Below are 17,954 nucleotides of genomic sequence, written 5' to 3'. Positions count from 1 at the left end.
TGCATGCACGAGACAGATCGCCCCAAAGGGGATTCACTTAAACCCTTAAAAGCCCTTGTGCCCTTTATACGGCCCTATAAAAACACCCTGATTGTTGCCATTATAATATTATTACTGGCTTCGGCAGTCACGGGCAGCCTGCCGATTGTCGCCCGTTATCTTATCGACAGCGGCATAACCAGCGGTAATGCTGACAAAATAAATTTTTATTTTAAGCTGGTTGTGGGGGTTATTCTACTGATCAGTATCCTGTCAGCCACGCGCTTATACCTTATCACCTGGTTAGGCGAGCGAATCGTCGCTGATATACGCGAAAAAATATACGCGCAGGTACTCAGACAAGATCCCAGTTTTTTTGAAGTAACGCAAACCGGCGAAGTACTTTCCAGGCTGACCACCGATACCACACTGGTACAAGCAATCTCCGGCGTCGGTATTTCGATTGCGCTGCGCTCCACTATTATGTTATTTATTTCTCTGGCCGGCATTATGTATACCAGCCCGTCTTTAACGCTGATCATTGTCTTACTCATTCCCGCGGTAATCGGGCCCATTCTGTGGCTTGCACGCAGAGTGCGTAAACTGTCGCGTAGCGCTCAGGATAAAATTGCAGAGTCTAGCGGGATGGCAAATGAAATGCTCAATGCGATTGAAACAGTGCAGGCTTTTACTCTTGAAAAAATACAGAATCAACGTTTTAAAAAAGCAGTCGAAGCCGCATTTATAGCCGCCGTGGAACGCATTAAACTGCGTTTTGTGATGTCTTTCAGCAGCATGTTTCTCCTGCTTGGTGCAATCACCTTAGTACTTTGGCTGGGAACGCAGGAGGTCCTGGCGGGCAATATGTTACCCGGCGAACTTGCACAGTTCGTTTTATTCACCTTTTTGCTTGCAAGTTCGGGTGCGATGCTCAGCGAAATGTGGGGGGAAGTACAGCGCGCCGCCGGGGCAATGGAAAGGTTAATCGAATTACTCAATGCCCAACCAGGAATTTGTGCGCCACTAAATCCTGTAGCAATCCCCGTACTGGGCGAAGGCAGAATAAGCTTTAATAATGTCAATTTCCATTATCCTTCACGGCCCAATACCCATGCGTTAGAAAACCTTAACTTGAATATCACAGCCGGTGAGACCATCGCCTTTGTCGGCCCCTCCGGAGCAGGAAAAAGCACTATTTTCCAGCTCCTATTACGTTTTTATGATCCTCAATCGGGAGTAATTTCTATCAACGGGGTAGATATAAGCACGGCAGATCCACAGGAAGTGCGATCGATCGTGGCGGTTGTCCCTCAGGAAACCGTGGTATTTGCGACCAGTGCACTGGAAAACATTCGTTATGGCCGCCCCGATGCCAACGATGAAGAGGTTCGGGCTGCGGCGGTATCAGCATCTGCGGACCTTTTTATTTCGCAATTACCTGAAGGTTACAACACATTTTTAGGCGAAAAGGGTACGCGGCTCTCCGGCGGCCAGAAACAGCGCATTGCCATTGCCCGCGCCATTCTTAAGGATCCCCCGATACTGCTGTTAGATGAAGCAACCAGTGCGCTGGATGCTGAAAGTGAACGTCTAGTACAGCAAAGTTTGAACAAATTGATGCACAATCGCACCACCATTATCATCGCACACCGTTTGGCAACGGTGCTTAAGGCCAAACGCATTGTGGTGATTGATGAGGGTCGAATAAGGTCGATTGGCAGCCATGCACAGCTAATGCAAAACGATCCGTTATATGCACATCTGGCAGACTTACAGTTCAGCAGTGCGACGCAACAAGTATAGAAACCTTATTAGAATAACGCATTGAACATTACAAAAAAGTAACCTTGATGGTGATTCTGCTGTTAAAACACACCATATATTTTTTTGATTGAAAGCATAATGAGGGCATGGGGGAAAACTATGCAGATGATAAAAGGGCCATGGTTATAGAGTTATAGAAGAGGCAATCTGAGTCCCCTTCATCAGTTCTCAGGTACAACTAACATAATCAGCGACCCCTCTTGAATCCACTGATCATCATTATCAGGATCCGTTGCGCCAGAATTGCGACTACTGAGCAACGCATACCGAGTAACATATATAAAAGACCAAACACAGCTCCATCCTTTTTAATCTGTATCTAAAATAGTCTTTTTAACACTCTCAGAGCTTTGTGCAGCGAGTTCCGCTGCTTTGATTTTTTCATCATTACTCTCCTACATAGAGATCGAAGAGACAGAATACAGGCTTAAATTAAGCAGCATTATTAATTAGGGTCCCTGCTGAATATCAACACAACTTAGACTCACTTCACTCATTGGGCGATCTATTCAGGCGCAGAAACATGACTGCTTTTTTACAAAAAATTATTATATATTCAAGAGGCTGATTCTAATTTTATGCCTATAGAAGAGCGTGCTGTTAATGATCAGATTATCTTTAGAATACAGACAAAAATTTCGCCGACAACGCGCGAACCAGTTAGATTAAAAGTGCTAATTTTTCAAGTCAACCCGCTTTTTTTACCCTATTTCGAGCGCTCTATCAGACTGCAGCAGAGGCTAAATCCATGCGGATACACGGCCGCCATTATTTCCAATCGGTACAGTTTTTCGTCGAAGATAAAGTTAATTTCCCGGCCTCTTTTCCCACTTTCAAAGCAAGAAAACCAAGCTGATCTGCTTGTAAATAGAGCTTATTTCCGATTTATATTTTGATTTAGCACTGCTAAAATAGTTACAGCAGAAATCATTTGAGCTGTAACTATTCAATTGTTTCATTTTCGCCAACCAGGCCAAAGCCCTTTAGGACAAAGCATTTAGTGCGGCGCGTCACTCTTTTATTGCAGCACTTCCTGTTAATTTAACCATCATTCAATTCTGGCAACATTTAATTAACACTTGATAGTTAGGACACTAATCATTAGGATAGTGATTAATTGAGCGTTCAATTAACAACGTTTTCAACTACACGGAGAAGTTATTTATGCCGAGACCGCCGATCAAACAAGTCCGACAACAGCAACTTATTGATGCCACTTTAGTGTCCGTCGAACGTCATGGACTGCAGCACACTACAATTAACACTATTAGTGGTATAGCGGGAATGTCATCGGGGATCATCAGCCATTACTTTGGCGGCAAACAGGGGTTAATAGAAGCAGCCCTTAAGTATCTTCTCGATGAATTAAAGCAGGCATTGCTGGTCAGGACATCGGGCAAAACCCTCTCTCCCGTTTGCAGACTCTCCATGATTGTTGAAGCAAATTTCACCGAGTTACAACGATCTGAAGCGGTGGCTAAGACATGGTTAAGTTTCTGGGCTCAGGCGATGCATGATCCGGGTCTGGCAAGACTTCAACATATCAATAATCAGCGCTTATACAGTAACCTGCTTTTTTCTTTTAAACAGCTTCTTCCAGCGACTATCGCGATGAATGCCGCCAAACAAACCGCAGCGATCATTGACGGTTTCTGGCTGCGCAGTGCGCTGAGTTCAACACCTGAAGAAGATTTCAAACAAGCCCAAATTTTATCTAAAGCCTTTATTAATACTGTTATCGAACAGTATGGAGAAAATCAATGTCATCATTAGTCGTTTATCAAAATTATATCCACGGTCAATATATGCCCAATGACACAGGTGAAACCTTTGAAGTGATTAACCCCGCGACAGGTCAGGTTAGCTACTTAGTTGAAACCGCCGATCACGCAGTCCAGCAAGCCGCAATCGACAGTGCCAAATCCGGTTTTGCCAAATGGTCAAAAATGACCCCGATCGAGCGCAGTCGTATTCTGCTCAAGGCCGTTGCATTATTGCGTGAACACAATGATGAACTTGCAGCGGGTGAAGTGCTTGATACCGGTAAACCCTGGCAGGAAGCATCCGTGGTTGACGTTGTTACAGGTGCCGATACCATTGAATTTTTTGCAGGAATAGCTCCGAGTATTGAAGGTAATCAGCAGCAGGTCGGTGATGATTTTTATTACACGCGCCGCGAACCATTAGGCATTTGCGCAGGCATTGGCGCATGGAACTATCCGCTGCAGATCGCTTGTTGGAAAGCAGCACCGGCTCTAGCCTGCGGTAATGTAATGATTTTTAAACCATCGGAAGAAACACCACGCGGCGCAATGCGCTTAGCCGAAATGTTCACTCTCGCGGGTGTTCCAGATGGTGTGTTTAACGTGGTTCAAGGCGATGGTCGTGTTGGCGCCTGGCTCACCAATAATGAAGAGATTGCCAAAATCTCTTTTACCGGTGAAGTGGGTACCGGCAAAAAAGTGATGGCAGCGGCGGCGGGTTCACTAAAAGCCGTGACCATGGAATTAGGCGGTAAATCACCGCTGATTATTTTTAATGATGCCGAACTCGAAAATGCGGTATCTGCAGCGATGTTAGCTAATTTCTATACACAGGGTGAAGTCTGTACTAATGGCACGCGCGTATTTGTTCAGAAGGATATTTATCCGCGTTTTATTAAGCGCCTCGTTGAGCGTACCGAGCAAAATATTATCTGTGGCGATCCGATGATTCCTGAGACCAATTTTGGTCCTCTGATTTCCAAGGACCACCAACAAAAAGTACTCGACTATATTGAGATTGGTAAAAAAGAAGGCGCTACCCTGCTTACCGGTGGTAAAACATTACAGCCTGAAAATGCACCAAATGGCTACTTTGTTGCACCGACAATTTTTACTGACTGCACAGACGAAATGACTTTGACTAAAGAAGAAATATTTGGCCCGGTTATGTCGGTACTGACGTTCAGCGATGAAGATGAAGTTATTCGCCGCGCAAATGATACCCGCTTAGGGTTAGCCGCAGGTCTGTTTACTCAGGATATTACCCGTGCTCACCGAGTGATACATCAGATTGATGCCGGTATTTGCTGGGTTAATGCCTATGGCGCATCACCTGCTGAAATGCCCGTTGGTGGTTACAAGATGTCAGGTATCGGCCGTGAAAATGGCAGCGAAACACTCAAAGCCTATACCCAGATCAAAGCGGTATATATTGGTATGCAGTCACTTGAAAGCCCGTTTTAAGGAATGAATATGACTACAGCTCAATACGACTACATCATTGTAGGCGCTGGAAGCGCGGGTTGTGTGCTTGCTAATCGCTTGTCTGCAGATTCAAAAAATCAAGTATTGCTATTAGAAACCGGCGGCAGTGATAAGAGTATCTTTATTCAAATGCCGACCGCATTATCAATTCCGATGAACAGCAAAAAATATGCCTGGCAGTTTGAAACACAGGCTGAACCATTTTTGAATGATCGCCGTATGCATTGTCCGCGCGGTAAAGTATTAGGTGGTTCGTCATCTATTAACGGCATGGTCTATGTACGCGGCCATGCACGTGATTTTGACGAATGGCAGCAGTCCGGTGCTAAAGATTGGGATTATGCACATTGTCTGCCCTACTTTAAAAAAGCCGAGACCTGGTCATTTGGCGGTAATGCTTATCGCGGAGACACGGGCCCACTGGCTGTCAATAACGGCAATAACATGAAAAACCCGTTATATCAGGCCTTTGTGGATGCCGGTGTGGATGCCGGTTATTTAGCAACGAAAGATTATAATGCTGAGCAGCAGGAAGGTTTTGGCCCGATGCACATGACGGTCAAAAATGGTGTGCGTTGGTCTACGGCTAATGCCTACTTAAGACCCGCTATGAAGCGAAATAACCTGACAGTGGTCACACACGCCCTGGTACACAAGGTGTTGCTTGAAGGCAAAACAGCCGTAGGAGTTAGTTACGAGACTAAAGGTCAGTTAACCGAGACGCGTTGTAATAAAGAAGTACTGCTCTGTGCAGGCTCAATCGGTTCTCCGCATATTCTGCAACTGTCGGGTATTGGTGAAGCCGATACATTATCTAAAGCCGGTATTGAACAACTTCATGAATTACCCGGTGTAGGTAAAAATCTTCAGGATCATCTGGAATTTTACTTTCAATTTAAATGCTTAAAACCAATATCGCTTAACGGTAAAATTGATCCGTTCAATAAATTATTGATAGGTGTACGTTGGTTATTGCATAGATCTGGTTTAGGCGCAACTAATCACTTTGAGTCATGTGGCTTTATTCGCTCTAAAGCGAGTTTGGAATGGCCGGATCTGCAGTACCACTTTCTGCCGGCAGCTATGCGCTATGACGGTAAAGAAGCCTTTGCAGGTCATGGTTTCCAGGTTCACGTCGGTCATAACAAACCAAAAAGCCGCGGTACGGTTAAAGTTGTATCAAATGATGCCCATGTTGCACCGCAAATCCAATTTAACTATTTATCACATCAGGATGACATTGAAGGGTTTCGCGCTTGTGTTCGCTTAACCCGCGAAATTATCAATCAGCCCGGCTTAGATGAATACCGCGGCGAAGAGATTCAGCCGGGACTGAGTATACAAACCGATCAGGAAATTGATCAGTTCGTTCGCAGTACAGTTGAGAGTGCCTATCACCCTTCCTGCTCATGCAAAATGGGTGAAGATGCCATGTCGGTGGTGAACTCTGAGACGAAAGTCCATGGTATCGAAGCACTTCGGGTCGTTGATTCATCGATTTTCCCCACCATTCCTAACGGTAATCTGAACTCACCGACCATTATGGTGGCAGAGCGTGCAGCCGACATTATTTTAGGTAAAACACCCCTTGCGCCAAGCAAAGCAAAGGTCACTGTGGCGGATGACTGGCAGAGCAGTCAACGATTACGGGCCCCTAAACGGAAAATATAGGCAATTAGTCAAGTTTAAGTAATAAAAACTAATAGGGTGTTTTTCTCAGTCTATAGAGATAAAGCTCCCTATTTCAATCAGGCCGTTGAAAGACAAGCATTTCTTTAGCCGATGTTTTCAATGGTCTGTTATATCGCAAACTAAAAATAGGAACGATTATGAGACTAAAAAAAATACTCCCCATACTAGCGGCTACGGTAGCGTTAACGGCAAATGCTGCGGATCAATGTAACACCGTGCGTTTTTCTGATGTGGGCTGGACAGACATTACCTCAACGACCGCTATCACCTCTACCCTATTAAAAGGGATGGGTTATAAAACGGATACGCAGTTATTGTCTGTACCGGTAACTTATAAGTCGATAGAAAATGGCGACATCGACGTGTTCCTTGGCAATTGGATGCCAACAATGAAAGGTGATATTAAATCTTATAGTGAAGCGGGCACCGTAGAAACAATTCACAAAAACCTATCAGGTGCAAAATACACCTTAGCAGTACCGCAGTATGTATATGATGCAGGTGTTAAAGACTTTTCTGATCTGGTTAAATTTGCTGATAAATTTGATAGCGAAATCTACGGGATTGAACCTGGCAATGATGGTAACCGTTTAATCCAGGACATGATCGCTAAAGATGCCTTTGGTCTAAAAGACTTTGAATTAGTCGAGTCCAGCGAAGCGGGCATGTTGTCGCAAGTTAAACGAGCAACGCGTCGCAACAACTGGGTAGTATTTTTAGGTTGGGCACCACACCCAATGAATGCAAGTTTTGATCTTGCTTATTTATCGGGCGGCGATGATTTTTTTGGTCCTGATTTTGGCGGAGCAAGTGTGTACACCAATGTACGTAAAGGTTACACCCAAGAATGTCCAAACGTTGGCACATTATTAACCAATCTTACCTTTACCCTGACAGCCGAAAATGAAGTAATGGCTGCGATTTTAAATGACGGCAAAAAGCCGGAAGCCGCTGCAACAGATTGGCTGAAAAATAATCCGTCTGTTTTGAATGCATGGTTGACAGGTGTTAAAACTGTCGATGGCAAACCTGCTTTACCGGCCGTAAAAGCCTATTTAAAGCTTTAAGTTTTATTTCAGGTTGGCAACCGCCAGCCTGATTTTTTTTCATTAGACGGCGTTAAAAATATGAGTTTTATAACAGAACATAAATTACCCATCGGTCAGTGGGCCGAGACCATGATGGATGGGCTAATTACCTACTGCGGTGCTTTTTTTGATGCGGTTTCCATGGTACTGGACGTGATGATCGAAAGTTTGGTGGATTTTTTATTCATGCTGCCACCCTGGCTGTTTATTATTATTGTTGCAGGTTTAATATTTTGGCAACAGCGCAATAAAATTGTAACGGCATTTTTTGTTTTGTCATTGTTGCTGATTTGGAATCTCGGTTATTGGGAAGAAACCATTGAAACCTTTTCTTTAATTATTTATGCCACGGGCTTCTGCGTATTACTGGGTGTCCCGATTGGGATTGCCGCAGCACATCGCCCCAAGTTGTACCGCTTTATACGGCCGTTGTTGGACTTAATGCAGACGATTCCCCCTTTTGTGTATCTTATTCCAGCGTTAACCTTATTTGGTTTGGGCGTAGTTCCGGGTCTTATTTCGACCATAGTATTCGCCATAGCAGCGCCCATCAGGCTGACCCATTTAGGTATTTCCCAAGTACCACTGGAATTATTAGAAGCGGGCCGTGCCTTTGGCTGCACTAAGCGCAGCTTGCTTTTAAAAGTTGAAATTCCTGCGGCCATGTCCAGTATTCGAGCGGGCATTACGCAATGCATTATGCTCAGTTTATCGATGGTGGTTATCTCCGCCTTAGTGGGAGCCGACGGTTTGGGAAAACCCGTAGTACGGGCACTTAATACGGTCAACATTGCGACAGGTTTTGAAGCCGGACTCGCCATAGTATTAGTTGCCATCATGCTTGACCGCATATTTAAAAGCAAATAAACGACAGGACTTACTAAAATGATCGAATTTAAAAATGTTGATGTTGTTTTTGGCAAGCAGCCTGAGCGCGCATTACCGCTAATGGACAAGGGCGCAAGTCTACAAGAAATTCAAGAGCAGACCGGGTTAACCGCTGCCGTACGAGATGTCTGCTTAAAGGTCGGTAAAGGCGAAATATGTGTGTTGATGGGTTTGTCGGGTTCAGGCAAGTCAAGCTTATTACGAACTGCTAACGGGTTAAATCCGGTGACACGCGGCGATGTATTTTTGGAAACCGAGCAAGGGGTGCAGAATTTTCAAGAACTCAGTGAAGATGAGCGGCGTCATGTTCGAATGAACCGCATTTCTATGGTGTTCCAAAAATTCGCACTCATGCCGTGGTTAACCGTGGCTGAAAATGTCGCCTTTGGTTTGGAACAAAAGGGCTTGGATAAACGCATGGTGCGCAGCAAATCCATTGAACAATTAGAGCTGGTAGGCCTGGGCGAGTGGGCGGATAAAAAACCCAGTGAGCTTTCAGGTGGTATGCAGCAACGTGTTGGTTTGGCACGCGCCTTTGCAATGGAAACCGATATTATTTTAATGGATGAGCCGTTTTCCGCATTAGATCCGCTTATTAGAAGCGATCTGCAGGATGAATTATTACGCTTGCAGAAACAATTAAATAAAACCGTTTTATTTGTCAGCCACGATTTGGATGAAGCCCTAAAGCTTGGTAATTATATTGCGATTATGAAAGACGGCGTTATTGTTCAGCACGATACTCCGGAAAACATTGTTATGAATCCTGCGGACGACTACGTAGAGGCCTTTGTCGCTCATACCAATCCTATCGATGTGGTTAACGCGCAGGCGCTAATGCGCCTGTTAGATGACTACCCGGAACAAAAAAGTGAAATATGCCTTAGTCAGCGTGACGATTGTTGGTTATATCAAGGTGATAGTATTAATAACAGCTCTATTCGTTACGGCGATACCAAAGTACCTTTGGAAATATGGCGCGATGGTGATACCGACGACGTAAATAAAAAACGCGCCTTGGTAGTGCCACTGTGCACTAAAATGCAAACCGTAATGGCGCTTCGATATGAATCTGGACACGGCGTATTAGTCGAACAAGATGGTAAGTTAGTAGGTCATGTGGGCGACCGAGAGATTTATTATGCCATGCTTGGAAAGTTAATTGGCGATAAGTAGGTCGGGTTATTGCTGCGATAAAAATTCTGCGAAGACAATCCTGAAAAGACAATAAAAAGCCGTGTTTTACGACTTTTTATTGTCCTTCACATATTCACTCTAATCACTTTGATTACAAGATCGCCAGATAACAAGTTCAAGGTACATGGCCAGCCTAAGAAAAATATAAAAATGGCCTATTTAGCCGCGTTCAATTTTTCAGGGTTTAACTATCGTTAACACGATACTTAAGGCTTGAGGGACGCAAATAAAACATAAAAAAGGAGTTAACTATGTGTGTTAACAAGTTCCACTCGGAGGTCAAATAATGGCTGTTTGGTTATCAATAGGTATTTTATTTACCTTTACCGCAATTGCCTTCATTATTTACCGTTGGGGTAACATGAAGTGTATCGGTGTTACACCCGTACGTAAGTTTACCTTTATCGCCATTCTCTTTACCTCGGGTTTAGATGTTGGATTAATCATGTTCCCGCTAACCGAATTTGCAGGTTATGCTGATTTAGTAAACAGTCCTGAATATGCCTTTAGCAATCCCTTAGCCATTGAGTTTGGTTTTTGGGCTTTCTTGATCTGGGCATTCTACTTTCTAACCTCTTTCTACTTTTGTGTTATTGAACCAAGAGTTAAGTTTTTCGAAATTCCATTAATCAAATTTATTAATAACGTCGTCATTATTGGCACCTGTGCCTTTACGGCCTACTTATTATTGACCAATCTGCCCTGGTATTTACCCGATTTAGGTGACGGTAAAAGCATTGTCGGCAGTTTTTACGTAATTGTATTTGTGGTTATTGCTGCAGCGGTGTATTCCAGTACCAATATTCGTTACGTAAGAATTTTAAGTTTGGTCAGTACCTGGTTATTTTTAGGCTTAATCGCATTAATGTGGGCAGGAGCATTTTTATCTGATAAATCAAGTGTGGGTGAGTTCTTTACTACCTTTGCTTTATTAGGCGACTACTTCGGCAATATAGAAAACTTTGTCTTACCGATTAATGAGTATCATGAATTTTACTTATTCTGGTGGTTTGCATGGAGCATTATGATTGGTCAATTTACCGCACGTTTTGTTAGCGGAATGAGGACCTATCAGGTGTTATTTGCGATGATGGTATTCCCATCTATCCCCATCGCAATCTGGTTCAGCGTGCTTTATTACTACAGCGCTAATGCTATTCCGACAGTTGGTTTATATAATCTGGCGATGGTGATCGTGGGTGTGACATTTGTTATCAACTCACTTGATTCACTGGTTCGACTCTATACCGACAACTTAAATCTGACCGTCCAGCGTTTTGGTAAAGCGCGTTATATTATCGGTAACATTACGCTAATAAGCGGACTGACATTGCTGTTCAAATTAGATTTTTTACAAATCCAATGGGTTGGCGCATTGGCAATAGGATTAATTTTAGGCTGCTTCGCTTATATCCTAAAGAATCACTATCATACCGTCGCTGATATTGAGCGCTCACCCATCGGCAACAAAATAGACTTTACTAAGATTGAAGTTGCCAGCTAGGCAAAAAACAACAACAAAAAAGTGTTCAAAATCTGTGCTTCCGGTGTAATAACCTGTAGTTTATGAGCACATTTTGTAAAAAAGCAGAATAGCGCTCTTTCGTTATAGGGACATTCTGCTTTTTTTTATTTTACGCATGAGTCTTATGAATATTTCTGTTATTGTACGCAAAAATATAATGAGGGAATTATGGAAAAATACGAACAACTATTAATTTCATTACGCCAAGTGATTAGAGCTATCAGCATACATTCTCGAAAGCTAAATAAAGAGTCAGGATTAACCGTACCGCAATTAATGGTAATGCGTAAGATAGCGCAACTTGACGCGCCGCTTTCAAAGCAGATCGCTCAAGAAATAACCGTAAGCGCAGCAACGGTAACAACCATTCTTGATAGACTTGAAAGCCGTAATCTAGTGATCAGAACACGCAGTCAAACGGATAAGCGTAAAGTGCATTTATCGCTCAGTGAATTGGGGCAAAGGTTATTAAACGACTTGCCAAAACCACTTCAAGAGCACTTTATTAAGCGTTATAAAAATCTTGAAGAGTGGGAGCAAAGCCAATTACTTTCCGCTGTAGAGCGTATTGCAACAATGATGGATGCCGCCGAACTCGATGCCGCACCGGTATTATTGGTAGGAAAAATTCAAGCCGATGAGTCTTTATAATTGACGGTTGTATTCAACCCTCTGCAAATGCAGAGGATATAAGACCGTTTTAATAGCGATCTGATCTCTGCCAACCTTGGGATATTCGCTTAAGACTTTTTAAACTAACATGGCATTAATAAATATCATTTCACTTGCCGCTGTACCAGCGCCCTCAATCAGCTAATCTGTTGATAAAACAGCTTAGCGTTGTTTATCTGTTAAATATAAGAAAAGTCCTAAAGCTGACAACAAAAATGCGGTGCTGATAATGATCGCGACCGGATAGTATAAATTACCGGCCAATTCCAACTGACTGTATTTAATCACCATAATCAGTCCCTCCAGCGATAAAGCAACACAAACCGTGCCGATAAATCGGGGCAGCGTTCCCCGCAAACTGCTGATCGCATCATTACCCTCATCATCCATAGGCTCTGAATATTCTTTATTGATGATCAAGGCTAATTCAAAGACAGCTAACGCGATAATACCGGTATTGATACTCTTTAACAAAATTTCAGTGAGATCCGATTGATTATGCATCCCTTCCCAAATGTTGATAAGTAATGACAAAACAATAACCACAGCCAAGCCAAAAAAGATCACTGTAAGTACTTTTGCAAAAAATGTTCTGATCAATGAAACAATCGAATTATTCATTATATCCCCTAATAAAACCTAAAATTTTCGCTTAACTTAATGTACCTGAAGATCATTAGATATTAGCCTGCAATTTGCGGATCAGTATCAGCAGAGCCCGTTAAACTAATCGCAGGCTGACACAAATAACAATAGCACCATTCTCATCTTCAGTTGGTTTTTTGATTGCTGGAGTAACGCTTTTGAGGGTCTGCAGATGCTCAGACACGGCAGCAACATTTCACAGTTCCAGGGCTTAACAGCAGATAAAAAACCAGCTTAAATTAAAAACCCTCAGGGTAATAGTAATGCGCAAAATAGCACCACTTGCAAAGAAGATTGCATTTAGGGTTTTAAAAAATGGGTGATTGTGCACAGTGAAAACGATAAACAACGCACTTAAATAATGGGATTATTAATGATAACCGGTCATCTCAACAAATCCATCACCCTCGTGTGATCCGCTAAAAGTGACCATACCTTCGAAATATTCAATGCCAAAACGCATCACCTGCTGGTCGTTGATAATATTAATCATTAAGTTGATACCAAGCGGTTTAACTTCCAGCGTAAAAGACTGCGGGTAATGCTCTTGAAGCCTTGTCTGAGTTTTTAGTCTAATATCTTCAGCCGCTAATATTTTTATATCACCGCCGCTATCCATTAAACTACCGTACAGGAAATCATTTCCCTCTGAACGGATACGGTAAATCATCAACGCCCGGTCTTTATTTAAACGCAATGAAAACCAGTCCCAGCCCTGTTGTTCCGGTGCCAGCATTTTTGATCCCCACTCGCGGTCAAACCAAGCCGTTCCAGTGACACTCGAACGTTCCCCCTGCCATAAAAGATCACCTTTGACACTAATAAACGGTTGTGAATAGTAATAACTGGCGATATCTTTACTGGCATGTTTTTTACTAAAACCGTTCACCCCCTGCAGATAAAAAGGGTTGGCATCGGATAAAAAGAGGTTAACTTGCCAGTTTGTTAGCGGCAAATCAGAATCACCTGCCATACCACCAGCTAAGCCATACTTCGCACTGCCGTAAGTTAACTGCGCAGGTAATAACTGCGCAGAAGAGCGCCAGCTCCAATCGTCTATTAGCGCAGTAAACGGAAAGTTTATTAACTCAACATTGCCGAACTCCTCTCGTCCATCACGAAATTCGGCTAAATGAACGGTTGTATCCGCTAAAGCCGCATGGGCAAAATACCAATGCTGATCATTAATAGCAGTTCGAAATAGTGTCCACTGCGTGGCAAAACGTTGACCGCTTGCAGTGCTTAAATTGGCCGTTAAATACCACCATTCATGGCGAAATCCCCTATGCGGCCAATGCGCTTGTGGAAAGATGATCTTTTGATTTTCTGACGGTAATTCATATTCTGTATAATCATCGGCTAACACCTTCAGCGGGTTACCCTGCGGCAGTTCTTTCCTTAAAAGAGAAAGGCTCAATAAGAATAAAAAAAAGACAATCAATAATATAACCAATATTTTTTTAGCTGAAATACCGTTATATTTATTAACTTTTTTCAAGGACATAAATTTTTCCTGACATTCAGCTTAAGCAGGGGAATACTTAGCGCCGGAATTAACAACAGTAAACCGAGCAAACTGCTGACAACAAAGGGGGCAATATTGATCATCAGTGGCATAGACCAGCCAAAAGATGCCGGTAAAACCTCTGTGACTAATGCATTAGCCAGCAGCGTTGCAATCGGCCAACTCAATATAATAGCGCATAAAACAAGCACCAACCACTGTACCAACATGTGGGTAAACAGCACCTTTTTGTCATATCCCAAACTGTAAAGAATATATAAATCATTTTTACGCGCCAACTCCAAACTCTGTGCGGACAAAAACAAACCAAAACAGGCGACCAATAATAAAACCGCTGTCATCGCCTGAATCAGAATAAAGGTTTGCGAAAAAATTTCCAGCGCCAATATTTTAATCTGCTGCGGTTGATATACTTGTTGAGGATCGAGGTTTAACGCCGTTACAATCTCTTGTTTGCTAATCAACTGCCCTGATTCAAAAAACAAACCAAATCCGGTATCAACCCAGCCACTAAAATGAGTGGTTAACGGCGCATTATTAACGGTAACAGAATAACCCGGGTAACCATATTCGTAGTAGACTCCTTTTATGTTGCATTGATAAACTTGTTTGCCTTGTGTTATTTTTATTTTCCCCCCGATGCTGAGCTTTTTTTTCAAAGCCAGCTGCTCATTGACATAACACCCCTGTGCATCACTGTGGTCAGACGATTTAAGCAGTAGTGATTCCAACTGGCGCAGGGATTGATGATTAACTAGCTTAACTGACTCGGTTTCTATTTTTGCCCAGCTATGCTGAAACAGAGTATATTCTTTTAGTGCGGATTGAGTCCCTAACCAATCCTCTATCGTTTCTTTTTGCCAAGCCTTGTGGCGAATAAAAATGTCGGCATTTAATTGCTGATCAAGATAGCGTACAAAAGCGTTTTCAAAGCTATTGACCAATAACGCGGCAGCAATACTGGCAGTTAGCGCCAAATAAAAAGCCGCAAGCGGCAAATAACGCCGCTTTATCTGCTGATACGCATCTTTAATAAGGAACTTAAAGCGGAACGATTTACCTAAGTTGGCACCTGAAAAAAGCGTTAATTGTAAAAAAACAGGCAAAAAAGCAATACTTGCGATCAATAACAAAGCGTACTTAATCATCAACTGTAACCAGTTATTATTCGGCCAAAATATAAATAAAGCGAACAACAGAAGCGTTGCTATAACATTTTTTCGAGCAGAAAATTGCTCGCTTTGTAAGCGAGCGGAACGCGCGATATATTTACTGGAGAGCAGCTTAAACTGTTTCATTAATGCCAGCAGTACTGCAAGCGAGGAAATTAAAAATGCCCATAAATTATACGACCACTGCCAGTTAAAGTGCCCGCTGCTGTTTAAGGAATATAATTGTTTAAGGGTTAAACCTAACAGGGGGAGTAAAATAGACACTAAGCCGATGGCCAGTAAAATCCCTAATACAGTGGCCATCATAATTAAAAATAATGCTTCAATTATCAATGCCATTTTTATAGTAACCAGCTGCACGCCTAATAAGCGTAACTGTGCCGTTAATTGAGCACGTTTTCGCCATGCCTGATTGGCTGCCTGAAAAGCAATAAATAAACTGACTATAAAACCTAAAATAGCCAGCGCATTGAGATTGAGATGCAGTGCATCTGCAAAACCTTGACGTTCTTCTACTGACCATGGCTCATATAAAGTTAAATGTCCCGGTAAAACAGACTCCAGTGTTTTTTTACTTTGCTGACTCAAGGGTGCAACCAGTAAATAACTAAAATCCCCCTCTTCCGGGAATAGTTTCCAAGCAAGGGTTATATCGAGTAATGCTTGATCTTGCCATTGCCCTGCAGGTCTAATGCTGAAAGGGATAACGCGGTTGTCAGCTAAAGAAAATTGTTTATCCTGATTGAATAATAATAGGGATCTAACATAATCCTCCGGCAGTGATACCCTTTGGCTATTAAAGTGCTCCGCTTTTATCAAACTGAGTGCCAATAAGTCGATCGCGGTGAAGGTGATGTATTCGCCGTTAGTCAGTTTTTTACGAAAGCTTAGAACCGGGGTTATTTGGGTAAAACCTTTTTTTCTTAAACTGGAAAAATCTTGTTTCGTCAGTTTACTTCCCTGCTGGGCAATAATATGAAAACCCACGGGATTGTTTAACCCGGAATTTGCCTGTTGATATTGCTGCCTGCTGGCATGATTTAACACCAGAACAGATAATAATGTACTGGTTGCTATTGCCAGGCTAAGTATAAATGCAAGGTGTAATAATGGTTTATTTTTGTATTCTGCAACTTGGGTTTTTAATACCAAATAAAGGTCCGGTTTAAACCATTTTTTGATTTTAGCGACTGGAGTGGTAATTTTTGGGGTTAAGGAAGCCACTAACGCGTTCCCTTAATTAAGGTTAATTTACCTTTTGCCAGGTGATATATTTTATCCATTTTCCGGGCAACATTAACACTGTGAGTAACCAGCAATAATGCGCTGTTATGACGTTTTGCGAGATCAACTAACAGGGTCACGACACAAGCACCATTGTGTTGATCAAGATTACCCGTTGGTTCATCCGCCAGTAATAAATACGGTTGGGCGGCCAATGCCCGAGCAATAGCAACACGCTGCATTTCACCACCCGAAAGCGACGCGGGATAATTATCTAATAATGAAAAAATATCTAACTGGTTAATCAGTTTGCTGCAAATCAAAGGGTCATAGTGCCCGGCTAAACGCGCACTAAATTCAATATTGGCGCGAACAGACAAACTAGAGAGTAAATTATACTGTTGGAAAATAATACCGATCTTTTTTTTTCTTAATTCACTCAGTGCCTTTTCAGTCGCTTGCCCCAATTGCAGCTCAGCAACCTTAATACTACCCTGCTGAATAGGCTCCAGCCCGGCAATAAGGTTAAGTAAAGTAGTTTTACCACTGCCGCTATCCCCCATTAGGGCGACACACTCCCCCTGTGACACGGATAAATCAATATTCGACAGCAAGTTTCGCGTTTTATTACCGTCTGTGATTTGATGATTAAGCGATGCAATGATTAAAGACATATTTTCTCCTTGAGATATATCCAAACCATCTGCAGATGCATTAATAAGTATCTCTAACGACTGGTTATGCAGAGTTAATGGGTATCAGAAAATATTAGTTCAGAAAATGAGCTCCTGTAAGCATTAAAATAAATAACATCTGTTTAATAAGCTCTGGCTTTATTTATCAAATCTTCAGCTAGACGTCGTATCGTTCCTTCTGCGCCAAGCCTAAGTGCTTTTTGAGCAAGCGATGCAGCCTGATTGAAAGCACCTTCCTGATAGCGCAGTTCTCCTAAACGGTAATAACTTTCAGGAAAACGGGGCGCTATTCTGATCGCTCTTTCAAGCGAAGAAGCAGCCGCCTTAGTGTCGCCATTTTGCTCCTGCTGCTCGGCGCGCTTGAATAAAGACACAACCGCAGAGGGTGCTCTGGCCGCCCGGTCAACGGGCTTTTCCTGAGGCGCTACCACTGACGGTTCGGGAACAATCACCGGCTCCGGAGCAATATCAATAACCTCGGGTCTTTCAGTATTATCAATAGGTTGAGTCGGTATTGTGCCACAGGCAACCAACACCAATGGCAAACTCAGTACGGCACACTTTTTTAAAAATCGCATAA

At 42.7% G+C, this 17,954-nt stretch carries 14 protein-coding genes; 9 read left to right on the top strand and 5 right to left on the bottom strand.

Features of this window, described 5'->3' with window-relative positions; genetic code table 11:
* The first annotated feature begins 3 nt into the window (after window positions 1–3).
* From ACJAZP_RS05875 to ACJAZP_RS05835, 9 genes are all read left to right on the top strand, one after another.
* Window positions 4–1,782, top strand: a complete 1,779-nt coding sequence (locus ACJAZP_RS05875; RefSeq protein WP_415229806.1) for an ABC transporter transmembrane domain-containing protein — start codon at window positions 4–6, stop codon at window positions 1,780–1,782.
* Between the two features lie 1,185 nt (window positions 1,783–2,967).
* The gene (gene betI / locus ACJAZP_RS05870; RefSeq protein ID WP_415229805.1) at window positions 2,968–3,576 is read left to right on the top strand and encodes a transcriptional regulator BetI; all 609 of its coding nucleotides are present in this window, start codon (window positions 2,968–2,970) and stop codon (window positions 3,574–3,576) included.
* Window positions 3,564–5,030: a betaine-aldehyde dehydrogenase gene (gene betB / locus ACJAZP_RS05865; protein ID WP_415229804.1), complete on the top strand. Its 1,467-nt coding sequence runs from the start codon at window positions 3,564–3,566 to the stop codon at window positions 5,028–5,030. Before betI ends, betB begins: the two co-directional genes overlap by 13 nt.
* Before the next feature lie 9 nt (window positions 5,031–5,039).
* Window positions 5,040–6,722, top strand: coding sequence for a choline dehydrogenase (betA, locus tag ACJAZP_RS05860; RefSeq protein ID WP_415229803.1), 1,683 nt, complete (start codon window positions 5,040–5,042; stop codon window positions 6,720–6,722).
* 158 nt (window positions 6,723–6,880) lie between these two features.
* The gene (locus ACJAZP_RS05855) at window positions 6,881–7,810 is read left to right on the top strand and encodes a choline ABC transporter substrate-binding protein (RefSeq protein ID WP_415229802.1); all 930 of its coding nucleotides are present in this window, start codon (window positions 6,881–6,883) and stop codon (window positions 7,808–7,810) included.
* Window positions 7,811–7,870: 60 nt separating this feature from the next.
* Window positions 7,871–8,698: a choline ABC transporter permease subunit gene (choW, locus tag ACJAZP_RS05850; RefSeq protein WP_415229801.1), complete on the top strand. Its 828-nt coding sequence runs from the start codon at window positions 7,871–7,873 to the stop codon at window positions 8,696–8,698.
* Window positions 8,699–8,716: 18 nt separating this feature from the next.
* Entirely contained in the window at window positions 8,717–9,895 is a 1,179-nt protein-coding gene (gene choV, locus ACJAZP_RS05845; RefSeq protein WP_415229800.1) for a choline ABC transporter ATP-binding protein, read from the top strand.
* Window positions 9,896–10,202: 307 nt separating this feature from the next.
* On the top strand, window positions 10,203–11,420 hold the full coding sequence (locus tag ACJAZP_RS05840) for a BCCT family transporter (protein WP_415229799.1): 1,218 nt from the start codon (window positions 10,203–10,205) through the stop codon (window positions 11,418–11,420).
* 189 nt (window positions 11,421–11,609) lie between these two features.
* On the top strand, window positions 11,610–12,092 hold the full coding sequence (locus tag ACJAZP_RS05835) for a MarR family winged helix-turn-helix transcriptional regulator (RefSeq protein ID WP_415229798.1): 483 nt from the start codon (window positions 11,610–11,612) through the stop codon (window positions 12,090–12,092).
* A 183-nt stretch (window positions 12,093–12,275) separates the two neighbouring features.
* Here ACJAZP_RS05835 and ACJAZP_RS05830 read toward each other — a convergent pair whose 3' ends face one another.
* The 5 genes from ACJAZP_RS05830 to ACJAZP_RS05810 all read right to left on the bottom strand — a co-directional run bounded on the left by ACJAZP_RS05830 (window position 12,276) and on the right by ACJAZP_RS05810 (window position 17,952).
* Window positions 12,276–12,734 (bottom strand): hypothetical protein, encoded by a 459-nt coding sequence (locus tag ACJAZP_RS05830; RefSeq protein WP_415229797.1) that lies wholly within the window; start codon window positions 12,732–12,734, stop codon window positions 12,276–12,278.
* Window positions 12,735–13,128: 394 nt separating this feature from the next.
* Window positions 13,129–14,262 (bottom strand): lipocalin-like domain-containing protein, encoded by a 1,134-nt coding sequence (locus ACJAZP_RS05825; protein ID WP_415229796.1) that lies wholly within the window; start codon window positions 14,260–14,262, stop codon window positions 13,129–13,131.
* Window positions 14,253–16,679 (bottom strand): FtsX-like permease family protein, encoded by a 2,427-nt coding sequence (locus tag ACJAZP_RS05820; protein ID WP_415229795.1) that lies wholly within the window; start codon window positions 16,677–16,679, stop codon window positions 14,253–14,255. The genes ACJAZP_RS05825 and ACJAZP_RS05820 overlap by 10 nt, the downstream gene beginning before the upstream one ends.
* Window positions 16,679–17,353 carry an ABC transporter ATP-binding protein gene (locus ACJAZP_RS05815; protein ID WP_415229794.1) on the bottom strand — a complete coding sequence of 225 codons (675 nt, stop codon included), beginning with the start codon at window positions 17,351–17,353 and terminating at the stop codon, window positions 16,679–16,681. The genes ACJAZP_RS05820 and ACJAZP_RS05815 overlap by 1 nt, the downstream gene beginning before the upstream one ends.
* A gap of 143 nt (window positions 17,354–17,496) precedes the next feature.
* Entirely contained in the window at window positions 17,497–17,952 is a 456-nt protein-coding gene (locus ACJAZP_RS05810) for a tetratricopeptide repeat protein (RefSeq protein ID WP_415229793.1), read from the bottom strand.
* Window positions 17,953–17,954: the final 2 nt, after the last annotated feature.

Source organism: Psychromonas sp. (genome assembly GCF_047632955.1).
Classification (GTDB): Bacteria; Pseudomonadota; Gammaproteobacteria; order Enterobacterales; family Psychromonadaceae; genus Psychromonas.
Note: the sequence above shows the minus strand (reverse complement) of the source record. Positions and strands in the feature narration are given on the sequence as shown.

Coding starts and splice junctions, on each gene's coding strand:
- ACJAZP_RS05875 (WP_415229806.1), top strand. CDS start 4: ATGCACGAGACAGATCGCCCCAAAGGGGATTCACTTAAACCCTTAAAA.
- betI (WP_415229805.1), top strand. CDS start 2,968: ATGCCGAGACCGCCGATCAAACAAGTCCGACAACAGCAACTTATTGAT.
- betB (WP_415229804.1), top strand. CDS start 3,564: ATGTCATCATTAGTCGTTTATCAAAATTATATCCACGGTCAATATATG.
- betA (WP_415229803.1), top strand. CDS start 5,040: ATGACTACAGCTCAATACGACTACATCATTGTAGGCGCTGGAAGCGCG.
- ACJAZP_RS05855 (WP_415229802.1), top strand. CDS start 6,881: ATGAGACTAAAAAAAATACTCCCCATACTAGCGGCTACGGTAGCGTTA.
- choW (WP_415229801.1), top strand. CDS start 7,871: ATGAGTTTTATAACAGAACATAAATTACCCATCGGTCAGTGGGCCGAG.
- choV (WP_415229800.1), top strand. CDS start 8,717: ATGATCGAATTTAAAAATGTTGATGTTGTTTTTGGCAAGCAGCCTGAG.
- ACJAZP_RS05840 (WP_415229799.1), top strand. CDS start 10,203: ATGGCTGTTTGGTTATCAATAGGTATTTTATTTACCTTTACCGCAATT.
- ACJAZP_RS05835 (WP_415229798.1), top strand. CDS start 11,610: ATGGAAAAATACGAACAACTATTAATTTCATTACGCCAAGTGATTAGA.
- ACJAZP_RS05830 (WP_415229797.1), bottom strand. CDS start 12,734: ATGAATAATTCGATTGTTTCATTGATCAGAACATTTTTTGCAAAAGTA.
- ACJAZP_RS05825 (WP_415229796.1), bottom strand. CDS start 14,262: ATGTCCTTGAAAAAAGTTAATAAATATAACGGTATTTCAGCTAAAAAA.
- ACJAZP_RS05815 (WP_415229794.1), bottom strand. CDS start 17,353: ATGTCTTTAATCATTGCATCGCTTAATCATCAAATCACAGACGGTAAT.
- ACJAZP_RS05810 (WP_415229793.1), bottom strand. CDS start 17,952: ATGCGATTTTTAAAAAAGTGTGCCGTACTGAGTTTGCCATTGGTGTTG.